This is a genomic window from Nocardioides sp. F233 (assembly GCF_057813895.1).
This window is the reverse complement of the sequence record NZ_JBVASH010000016.1, coordinates 1-1,114: the sequence shown is the minus strand read 5'-3', so window position 1 is coordinate 1,114 and position 1,114 is coordinate 1. Positions and strand designations below refer to the sequence as shown.

Below are 1,114 nucleotides of genomic sequence, written 5' to 3'. Positions count from 1 at the left end.
CTAGTTGTGATGTCCAGGGAGGTTGTACCGCCCGGCACCGGTGAGCCTGTCTGACAGACGAAGGCCTCCGGTTGTGAAGTGGAGCTGTCTAGTTCAACGCTTCACTGACCGGAGGCCCTCGTGTCCCACGCTAACGCTGCCCTGACCCCGCGCGCCCGTTTGCGGCTCGCCCAGCTCGTCGTCGACCGCGGCTGGACCTACGCTGCAGCGGCCAAGATGTTCATGGTCGCCCCACGCACCGCGAAGAAATGGGCCGACCGCTACCGCATCGAAGGCCCGGGCGGGATGGTCGACCGCAGTTCACGACCGAAGACGTGTCCGAACAGGACCAGGCCGGAGGTGGTACGCCAGATCGTGCGACTGCGATGGCGCCAGCGACTCGGTCCGGTCCAGATCGCCGGCCAGCTCGGCATGCAGGCCTCGACCGTGCACGCCGTGCTCGTCCGCTGCCGGATCAACCGGCTCTCCCACATCGACCGCGTTACCGGGGAGCCGCTGCGACGCTACGAGCATCCGCACCCCGGCTCGCTGATCCACGTCGACGTCACCAAGTTCGGCAACATCCCCGACGGCGGCGGGCACAAGTTCCTCAGCCGCCAACAGAGCCGAGCCAACGGCATCGCGACAGCACTCCGCACAGGCGAACGCGGGAAGCACTATCGACCATTGATCGGGACCGCGTTCGTGCACACCGTCATCGACGACCACTCACGCATCGCCTACGCCGAGATCTGTACCGACGAGAAGGCCGCCACCGCGATCGGCGTCCTAAAGCGTGCGGTGGCCTGGTTCGCCGATCACGGCGTCACCATCGAACGAGTCCTATCCGACAACGGCTCGGCCTACCGGTCCTACGCCTGGCGCGACGCGTGCGCTGAGCTCGCCATCAGCCACAAGCGGACCCGGCCCTACCGGCCCCAGACCAACGGGAAGATCGAGCGCTTCCACCGAACCCTCGCCGACGGATGGGCCTACGCCCGGCTCTATGAGTCAACCGAGCAACGCAACGCCGCGCTGCCCGCCTGGCTCCACTTCTACAATCACCACCGCGCCCACTCCGCCATTGGAGGCCGCCCACCGGTCACCCGGCTGACCAACCTCCCCGGACATCACA

1 protein-coding gene is annotated in these 1,114 nt (G+C 67.0%); it reads left to right on the top strand.

Annotated features, from left to right (window positions below):
• Positions 1 to 120 precede the first annotated feature (120 nt).
• Positions 121 to 1,114, top strand: a 994-nt coding sequence (locus tag ACZYRU_RS26870; RefSeq protein WP_488960171.1) for an IS481 family transposase, incomplete at its 3' end; no start/stop codon positions are given.